The organism is Kribbella antibiotica, from assembly GCF_004349055.1.
Lineage (GTDB): Bacteria > Actinomycetota > Actinomycetes > Propionibacteriales > Kribbellaceae > Kribbella > Kribbella antibiotica.
Map to the genome: position 1 here is coordinate 39,869 of NZ_SMKX01000057.1, position 8,469 is coordinate 48,337.

The window sequence follows — 8,469 nt, forward strand, 5'->3', positions numbered from 1 at the left end:
GATTGTAGTCCGGCTACGCTTCTTCGGCCTCGCCGACGATGGGCTCCGCGCCCTCGGGCAGCCGCAGCGGCAGCGACTCACGCACAGCCATCGGCTCGTCACCGCGGACGACGATCACCTGACGCAGGGTCTCCTCCAGCGGCGGCGCGACCTCCGGGTCGACCGCGGCGCGGCCGAGGATGGTGGCGCGCAGCAGCCAGCGCGGTCCGTCGATACCGACGACACGCGAGGTCTGGCTGTAGATCTTGCCGTCCGGGTCCTCGACCGGAACGACCAGCACCAGCTCGGTGCCGAACGCGGTCTCGGTCTCGGTGGCGGTGCCGCCCATCCGGGTCGCCTCGCCGGCGATCTCCTCGCGGACCTCGTCCCAGATGCCGCTGCGCTTCGGCGCCGCGAAGGCGCGCAGCTCCAGCGCCGACTCCTCGACGACCAGCAGGATCGCCTGGACGACCCCGGACTCCTCGTCGACCTGCAGCCGCAGCTCCATGCCCGGCAGGCCGCTGATGACGAGCGCGCCGAGGTCGATCCGGTCCTCCGCCTCGAGCAGCTCCGGCTCCACCTCGGTCGAGTCGAACGGGCCCTCGGCGCGGGGACCGGCCGTCTCAGCGGCGGTCTCGGTCTCGAGCTCTTCGTTCTTGCCCTTACGGCGGAAAATCACGGTACTTGCCTACTTCCTGAGTCGTTTCCTGCAGCGGCGGTAGTCTTCCGCATTCGTGGTGTCACCCGTCGCACCTGATCAGCGTGTCACAGTGCCGAAGCCGCCGGTCGAGCCGTATCCACTCATCCCACGGTCGGATCCGGGCAGGGTGGTCACCTCGACGAACTTCGCCTTCTCCACCTGCTGAACGACCAGCTGCGCGATTCTGTCCCCGCGCTTCAGCGTCACTTCGGTGTGCGGATCCAGATTGATCAGGCAGACCTTGATCTCGCCGCGGTAGCCCGCATCCACGGTGCCCGGCGCGTTCACGATCGACACACCGTGTTTGGCCGCGAGTCCGGACCGCGGGTGCACGAGGGCGACGTACCCGTCCTGCAGGGCGATCGCGATGCCTGTGCCGACGATGCCGCGCTCGCCGGGTTTCAGGGTGATGTCGGAGACCGCCACCAGGTCCGCACCGGCATCGCCGGGATGTGCGTACGCCGGAATCGGCAGGTCAGGGTCGAGTCGCTGGATGAGAACCTCGGTCACGAGAGGCGACCCTACCGACGCTCTCCGATCGGCTGCATGCCAGGCTGGTCACGTGGGTGAATATCGCGAGCGACTGAGCGTGCCGGTGTCCTGGTGGATCATTTCCGCCGCCGCCATTGTGACCTTGTTCGGCATCACGGCGATCCCAGTTGGCCTGCTGGCCGGCGTGATCGTCGGTGCCGTCGCGCTACTGGTCCTGCTCGTCCTCCTCCTCCGGTACGGCGCCGCCCGCGTCGAGGTGGATGCCGAACACCTGCATGCCGGCCGAGCAGTCATCGAGCGAGCTCATCTGGGCGCTGCCGAGGCTCTGACCGGCGAGGCCGCGCGGAACGCGTTCGGCCGCGACTGTGACCCCAAGGCCTTCCTGCTGCTGCGCAGCTACGCGCCCGGCGCAGTCCGGGTCGCCATCACCGATCCGACCGACCCAGCGCCGTACTGGGTGCTCGCCACGCGCCACCCGGAGCGATTGGCAGCGGCTCTGAGCGGGCACAGCGTGACAAGATCCTGACTGTCAGGCAATTCGCTTAGGAGGGCATCTCGTGGTCGGAGCCAAGATCGGCTGGAGGCTGGTGCAGACCGCCTTCTCGCTCGCAGTAGGCATCGCCGCCAGCAAGGCGGTCAGTAGCGCCTGGAAGCTCGGCTCGGGCGGTAAGCCGCCGAAGAAGGGCCAGGGCAGCTACGCCGAGGTCGCCGCTTGGGCGGCCGCCAGTGCGGCGGTCACCGCCGTGGCGACAGTGTTCGCCGAGCGGCAGGCAGCGTCGTACTACCTGAAGTCCACCGGACATCCCCCGCCCGGCTGGGAACAGGACGCAACGGTCCGCAGCGGGCTCGTGAAGAGCCTCGGCAAGGACTGATTCGGCAGCGCTGTTTCAGACACGACAACGGGACCGTCCCCTCGCGGGGACAGTCCCGTTCGTGCCTTGTCGTGCGAAGAAGAGGGCGCTGGGTCAGGCTGCGCAGTCGCGGCAGACCAGTTGGCCCTTCTTCGTCTCTGCAAGCTGGCTGCGGTGGTGCACCAGGAAGCAGCTCGAACATGTGAACTCGTCGGCCTGGCGTGGCAGCACCCGCACTGCCAGCTCTTCGTGACTCAGGTCGGCACCGGGCAGCTCGAAACTCTCGGCCGCCTCCGCCTCGTCCTCGTCGACCTTGCCGGAGTTCTTGTCGTGACGGCGAGTCTTCAGTTCCTCGATCGACTCTTCGGAAGCGTCTTCGTCCGTCTTGCGCGGGGCGTCGTAATCAGTCGCCATGGTGTTCCCTGCCCTCTTCGTACCCGTGGTGTTGCCTTGCTGAGCCCTTGAACGGGTGGAGCGGCCGAGAAATTCCGCGCTGAGGTACAGCGCCGAACGTTTCGTCCCCCGAAACCCTTGACAGCCAGGCCGAGAGCGGCAACTTCCGCTCCCGAGGACGGGATTGTGCCCTATCGAAGGCACCTCGCGCGCACCGGGGTCCAAGTTGTGACCCGCGTGTCGCCGTTATTGTCAGGACCGAACAATTGAATGCTCATTACTGCGCAGTTTGAGCAGTAATGAACACTCAACTGCAATCAAGCGCGCAAGGGGTCTGCCTCGGCCAGCAGGTCGTGGAACGTGTCGAACAGCTCAGGCGCGGCCGCAATCGACATCTCCGGCGAGACCGGCTCCCCGTGCAGGCCGCCGACCCTCGCGCCGGCCTCGGAGGCGATCAGGGCGCCGGCGCCGTAGTCCCACGGGTTCAGACCGCGCTCGTAGACCGCGTCCAACCGGCCGCAGGCGACGTAGCAGAGGTCGATCGCGCCGACCCCGATCCGCCGGATGTCACGAATCTTCGCGATCAGGTGCGCGACCACCTCGGCCTGGACCTGGCGCCGTACCGGGTCGTAGCCGAAGCCGGTACCGACCAGGGCCTGCGGGAGCTCGGAGCAGTTCGACGCCTGGATCGGCTTGCCGTCGAGGAACGCGCCGCCACCGAGAGTCGCCGTGAAGACCTCACCCTTGGGCGCATCCACGACCACCCCGGCAACCGTCGTACCGTCGACCTCGACAGCGATGGAGACCGCGTACGTCGGGTGGTCGTAGAGGTAGTTGACCGTGCCGTCGATCGGGTCCACGACCCAGCGCACGCCGCTGGTGCCGACCACGTCGTCGCCCTCCTCGCCGAGGAACGAGTCGTCCGGCCGGGCCTGCAGGACCCGGGCCCGGATCAGCTCCTCGGACTCCCGGTCGACCGCGGTCACCACATCGGTGATCGTGCTCTTGGTGTCGGCGACCGTGATGGTCCCCCGGCGCCGCTCGACGATCAGCGCCGCAGCTTCCTCGGCGACCGTCACGGCGAGCTTCAAGAGGTCTTGGGGGTTCATACAGGTTCCTTCGCAAGGGTCGGTCGGCGCAGGGCCGGACAGCAGTCGGGGCGGCAGTTGTCCCAGGCCACGCCGAGCTTGCCGACGCAGGGCCGCGCCGGCTGCCCGCCGCGCTCGGCGGCGGCCCGCTCGACGACCAGGTCGCGCAGCATGGTGACGAATCGCTCATCGGTGCCGGGCGTCGCGGCCCGAGCCATCGGCAGCCCGAGCTTGTCCGCGGTCGCGGCGGCCTCGGTGTCGAGGTCGTAGATGACCTCCATGTGGTCGCTCACGAACCCGATCGGCACGACGGCCACCCCGGGGACCCCGTCGGCGGCCAGCGCCTCCAGGTGGTCGTTCACGTCCGGCTCAAGCCATGGCATCTGCGGCGGCCCGGAGCGCGAGCAGTAGACCAGGTCAGTACGCCGGGCCTGTCCAGTACGGCGCTCCAGCGCCGCATCGATCTCCGCAGCCACATCCAGGTGCCAGTCGACGTACCCGTTGCCGTTCGGACCGCTGGTGTCGTTCATCGCGTTCGGGATCGAGTGGGTGACGTACGCGACCGCACTGCCCTCAGGCAGCGTGCTCAGTGCGTCTGCCGTCGATTCGACGAACGAGCCGACGAAGCCCGGGTGGTTCGCGTAGTGGCGCAGCTTGTCCAGCCGCGGCGCGTTCGGGACCTGGCGAACGGCGTCTTCGAGGTTCTCGCGGTACTGCCGACAGCCCGAGTACGACGGGTAGGCGGCCGTGACGATCACCACGGCACGCTGGATGCCGTCGGCAGCCATCTCGCGCAGCGTGTCGGTCAGGTACGGCGCCCAGTTCCGGTTACCCCAGTAGATCGGGAGCTCGAGGCCGGCCTGTTCGAACGACTCCCGCAGCGCGGCCAGCAGCGCGCGATTCTGGTCGTTGATCGGACTCTTGCCGCCGAACGAGTAGTAGTGCTCGCCGACTTCCTTCAGCCGCTCGTCGGGGATCCCCCGGCCCCGGGTGACGTTCTGCAGGAACGGCAGCACGTCTTCGGGCTTCTCGGGTCCCCCGAAGGACAGCAGGAGGACGGCGTCGTACGGGGCAGCATCTGTGGTACCGACGGGCATGCCTCCAGTCTGGCAGCCGGACGGAAATGGTGGTGCGCGGGGCCGGGCGTCGATGTAAAGACTTAGTTCCTGGGGGGCTAAGGTGCAACTGCCATGCTTAAGCCTTACGTGTACCTGCTGCGTCGTCCGGGCGCCGGTGCTTTCTTCAGCGCCGCGCTGGTCGCGCGGATGCCGATCTCGATGACCGGGCTCGGCATCGTGATCCTGATCGCGCGCGAAAGCGGGTCGTACGGCCTGGCTGGTGCGGTCTCCGGTGTCGCCGTCATCGCAGGTGCGGTGACCGGGCCGATCCAAGGCCGCTTGGTCGACCGCTTCGGGCAGCGGCTGCTGCTGATCGTCGGCTCGCTGGTCTGCACAGTCGGCCTCGCCGCCTTGCTCATCGCGGTCAAGGCCGATGCGCCGACCTGGCTCCTGTACGTGTTGGCGTTCGTTGCCGGTGGCACCCGTCCGCAGGTCGGCTCGTTCGTCCGGGCCCGCTGGAACCACCTGCTCGGCCGCGGCCGAGCGCTCCAGACCGCGTTCGCGCTGGAAGCAGTCGGCGACGAGGTCGTCTTCATCGTCGGCCCGGTCCTGGTCACCCTGCTCGCCACCGAACTCAGCCCGTACGCCGGCCTGGCCGTGGCCGGCGTCCTCGGCGTGGCCGGCGGCTTGTGGCTCGCGTTCCTGCGCGACTCCGACCCGCCCGGCCGCGGTAAAGCGAACGGCCACGAGAAGGCGCCGATGCCCTGGGTGTCGATCGCGCTGCTGAGCCTGATCGGTCTGGGGCTCGGCGCGACACTCGGCGGGGCCGAGGTCATCACTGTCGCGTTCGCCACCGAAAAGGGTCAGGCGAGCATGGCGGGCGTCGTACTGGCCGTTTGGGCGTTCGGCAGTCTGCTGGCCGGTCTCTGGTACGGCTCGGTGCACTGGCGCGCCCCGGTCGAGCGGCGGCTGCTGATCGGGACCATCGTGCTCGCGATCACCCTGGCGCCACTCCCCTGGGTCGACAGCGTCTGGCTGCTCGGTGTCGTGCTCTTCGGCTGCGGCATGACGCTCGCCCCGACCATGGTCGCGGTCACCGCCTGCGTCGAGGAATGGGTCCCACCCGAACGCCTCACCGAGGCACTCACCTGGACCGTCACCGGAATCCTCCTCGGCGTAGCCCCAGGAAACGCCGCCGCCGGCCACGCAGTGGACCTCTGGGGCCCTTCCGACGCCTTCTGGGTCCCCTTTGCCGTCGGCATCGCCTGTGCCCTCATAGCCGCCGTCTCCATCGCCTTCGCCCGGCCGAAAACAACGTTCGCCCACAACTAGAATTTGCATCTCCTCCTAGGGGAGATGTGAGGGTTCCGGGCATGGACCACTCGATCGGTGAGTTAGCGCTCCGAGCCGGTGTCACGGTCAAAGCCGTGCGCTACTACTCGGACCTCGGCCTGCTCGATTCCTGGCGCACCACGTCCGGGCATCGCAGGTACGACGAGGATGCGCTGGATCGCCTCGAGCTGATCCGGCAGCTGCGGGCACTGGGCATCGACGTACCGACTGTCCGGGCCGTGCTGACCGGCCAACGCACCCTTTCCGAGGTGGCCACCGCACACGCCGAGGCGCTCGGGGTGCAGATCCGCACCCTGCAGGTCCGGCAGGCAGTGCTGCGCGTGGTCGCCCAACGACCCGAGGAGATCGATCAGATGTCTGACCTGACCCCGTCCGACGAGAGCCGTCGCGCGCTCATCACCGACTTCCTGGACGCCGTCATCGGCGACGACCCCGAGCTGCAAGGTGTCCGGCAGACACTGACGCCGGAGCTTCCCGACGACGCCACCGACCACCAGCTGTGTGCCTGGCTCGACCTGACCGTTCTCATGCAGGACGAAGCCTTCCGCGAGACCGTCCGGCAGATGGTGGCCGACTGGCGTACCGACGAGCTCCGGCCCGATGTCGTCTCGACGCTGCGCCAACGCGTCGCCCCTGCGCTCGCGGCCGCCCTCGACCCGGCCTCACCAGAGGCCCGGGTCCTGATCGCCGAGATCACCGCCGAGTATGCAGCCCGCGTCGGCCGGCCCGCTGATGATCAGCTACGGATCCGACTGAGCAAACTCCTCGGTACGGCGGGCGACCCGCGCTGGCACCGCTACCTGCGGCTGCTCGCGGCCGTGAACGGGTGGGACGACCCCGAGCCGCTGCAACCGATCTACGACTGGACCCGCGCAGCTCTGGAACATGTCGGCTAGTGGCTGCGGGGCAGAGGTGCGTTCCAGCCGCGGCGGATGGCGAGCAGGCGGATGGCGAAGCAGGTGAGCACTGCGACGTATGAGACCCAGATGGCGTCGTAGTCGAGTGCCGCAGCGACCACGACGATGGTGGCGCCGAGGAAGGCTGGCGTGGCGTAGATCTCACGCCGCAGTACGACGGGCACGCGACCGCTGAGCAGATCTCGGATGACGCCGCCGCCGATGCCGGAGATGGTGCCGAGCAGGGCGGCGGACAACGGCGACAAGCCGTACGCCATCGCCTTCTGCGCTCCGGTGACGCAGAACAGGCCAAGGCCGGCCGCGTCGAAGATGTTGACCAGCCGCTCGAGCCGCTCGATCCCGGGATGCAGGAAGAAGGTGATCAGCCCGGCGACGATCGGGACGACCAAGTAGCGCCAGTCCTTGAGGGCGGCCGGTGGCGTCGCACCGATCAGCACGTCGCGGATGAACCCACCCCCGAGCCCGGTCACCAACGCCAGCACCTGGATCCCGAACACGTCCAGCTGCTTTCGCACCCCGACCAGCGCTCCGGTGATCCCGAACACGAAGATGCCGACCAGGTCCAGTACGTGCAAAGCCACAGTCGCACGGTATTCCAGTTCCGCCGGCAGACCGCGCGGACACCCTGAGGCATCCGCGCGGCCGCTCCGATCAGCAGGGGCGAACCGTGAAGACCGGGCTCAGGTCTCTGACCTCGTGCGGCACCTGCCCCGCAGTCCCGAAGGAGTAGAGGTGGTTGCCACTCGCGCCGTACATGCTGACGAGTGCGCCACCGGTCTGGTTGTTCTTCAGCCCGCCCTGGCCGTACGCCTCCGACAGGCGGTACGTGGTGCACGCGTACATGTCGAAGACCCGCCAGTTGCCGCCCGGCTCGTTCCACACGGCCAGGCAGGCCCGGCCGGACCGGCAGTTGTAGTCGCCGAAGGCGTTACGCGCGACGAAGGTCGTGCGCTCCGGGGCCGGCGACATCCCCGGCGTCCCGGCCAGCACCGCGGCGGGCTGCGCGACAACCGCGGGAGCCTCCTTCGCCGCAGCCTGCAACGACCCACCGGCCAGCGCCATCCCCAGTGCCGCCAGCGTGATGCCGATCGTGCGTCCCTTGTGCATATCCCAACCTCTCCACAGCAGCTCGGTTCGAAATTCCGCTGCGATGGTAAAGGCTCGGAGTCCAACTCCGCGCGACCCTTCGATCTGGATCGAAACCTGTCCGGGTTGCCCATCGGTGGCGATAACCACGCGCGCCGCCGAGGACCGGCGTTCTATCGTCAGACCATGAGCGGCCCACCTGACGTCGACTACCGGGACACGTCCCTGCGCCCCGCCTGGGACGCGCTTCCGCCGGCCCTGCGCGCAGCACTGACAGTTGCCCTAGGCAATGAGATCGCGAGCGTCGGTCCGTCGGTCCGGTCCGGCTTCACCGGCGGCTTCGCGGCACCGGCCGAGCTCGTCGGCGGCCGTCGAATCTTCATCAAGGCCTCCGCCGACGACCTGCACTCGTACGACGCCTACCAGCGCGAAGCCGAGGTGGTCCCGCAGCTCCCGCCCGAGGCACACGCACCAGCCATTCTCGCCACGGTGCACCTCCCCGCGCCCACTGTGATCGGTGAACGAGATGAGCGTGCTGCCGCCCGCCCACCC

Annotated in this window: 11 protein-coding genes and 1 pseudogene; 5 read left to right on the plus strand and 7 right to left on the minus strand. The window is 68.5% G+C overall.

What is annotated here, in order from left to right:
* Nucleotides 1-13: 13 nt before the first annotated feature.
* Together E1263_RS20360 and dut are read right to left on the minus strand one after the other, a co-directional pair.
* Nucleotides 14-658, minus strand: a complete 645-nt coding sequence (locus E1263_RS20360) for a DUF3710 domain-containing protein (RefSeq protein WP_132169675.1) — start codon at nucleotides 656-658, stop codon at nucleotides 14-16.
* 78 nt (nucleotides 659-736) lie between these two features.
* Nucleotides 737-1,189, minus strand: a complete 453-nt coding sequence (gene dut / locus E1263_RS20365) for a dUTP diphosphatase (RefSeq protein WP_132169677.1) — start codon at nucleotides 1,187-1,189, stop codon at nucleotides 737-739.
* A 52-nt stretch (nucleotides 1,190-1,241) separates the two neighbouring features.
* On the opposite strand from dut, the gene E1263_RS20370 reads away from it, so the two are divergent.
* Together E1263_RS20370 and E1263_RS20375 are read left to right on the plus strand one after the other, a co-directional pair.
* On the plus strand, nucleotides 1,242-1,697 hold the full coding sequence (locus E1263_RS20370) for a DUF3093 domain-containing protein (protein WP_238161347.1): 456 nt from the start codon (nucleotides 1,242-1,244) through the stop codon (nucleotides 1,695-1,697).
* A gap of 31 nt (nucleotides 1,698-1,728) precedes the next feature.
* Nucleotides 1,729-2,043, plus strand: a complete 315-nt coding sequence (locus E1263_RS20375; protein WP_132169681.1) for a DUF4235 domain-containing protein — start codon at nucleotides 1,729-1,731, stop codon at nucleotides 2,041-2,043.
* 93 nt (nucleotides 2,044-2,136) lie between these two features.
* On the opposite strand, the gene E1263_RS20380 is transcribed toward E1263_RS20375, so the two are convergent.
* The 3 genes from E1263_RS20380 to E1263_RS20390 all read right to left on the minus strand — a co-directional run bounded on the left by E1263_RS20380 (nucleotide 2,137) and on the right by E1263_RS20390 (nucleotide 4,600).
* The gene (locus E1263_RS20380; protein ID WP_132169683.1) at nucleotides 2,137-2,436 is read right to left on the minus strand and encodes a DUF4193 domain-containing protein; all 300 of its coding nucleotides are present in this window, start codon (nucleotides 2,434-2,436) and stop codon (nucleotides 2,137-2,139) included.
* Between the two features lie 296 nt (nucleotides 2,437-2,732).
* Nucleotides 2,733-3,524, minus strand: a complete 792-nt coding sequence (locus tag E1263_RS20385) for an inositol monophosphatase family protein (RefSeq protein WP_132169685.1) — start codon at nucleotides 3,522-3,524, stop codon at nucleotides 2,733-2,735.
* Nucleotides 3,521-4,600 (minus strand): ferrochelatase, encoded by a 1,080-nt coding sequence (locus E1263_RS20390; protein ID WP_132169687.1) that lies wholly within the window; start codon nucleotides 4,598-4,600, stop codon nucleotides 3,521-3,523. Before E1263_RS20390 ends, E1263_RS20385 begins: the two co-directional genes overlap by 4 nt.
* Before the next feature lie 93 nt (nucleotides 4,601-4,693).
* Here E1263_RS20390 and E1263_RS20395 point away from each other — a divergent pair, with 93 nt between their 5' ends.
* A complete protein-coding gene (locus E1263_RS20395; protein WP_132169689.1) occupies nucleotides 4,694-5,893 on the plus strand; it encodes an MFS transporter in 1,200 nt (399 codons plus the stop codon).
* Nucleotides 5,894-5,934: 41 nt separating this feature from the next.
* Nucleotides 5,935-6,810 (plus strand): MerR family transcriptional regulator, encoded by an 876-nt coding sequence (locus tag E1263_RS20400; RefSeq protein ID WP_132169691.1) that lies wholly within the window; start codon nucleotides 5,935-5,937, stop codon nucleotides 6,808-6,810.
* Here E1263_RS20400 and E1263_RS20405 read toward each other — a convergent pair.
* Nucleotides 6,807-7,412: a trimeric intracellular cation channel family protein gene (locus E1263_RS20405; protein WP_238161348.1), complete on the minus strand. Its 606-nt coding sequence runs from the start codon at nucleotides 7,410-7,412 to the stop codon at nucleotides 6,807-6,809. The genes E1263_RS20400 and E1263_RS20405 overlap by 4 nt on opposite strands.
* A gap of 70 nt (nucleotides 7,413-7,482) precedes the next feature.
* Complete coding sequence (locus tag E1263_RS20410; protein WP_132169693.1) at nucleotides 7,483-7,938, minus strand: hypothetical protein; 456 nt, start codon at nucleotides 7,936-7,938, stop codon at nucleotides 7,483-7,485.
* 165 nt (nucleotides 7,939-8,103) lie between these two features.
* On the opposite strand from E1263_RS20410, the pseudogene E1263_RS20415 reads away from it, so the two are divergent.
* Nucleotides 8,104-8,469: pseudogene (locus E1263_RS20415) on the plus strand (aminoglycoside phosphotransferase); the annotation flags it as partial.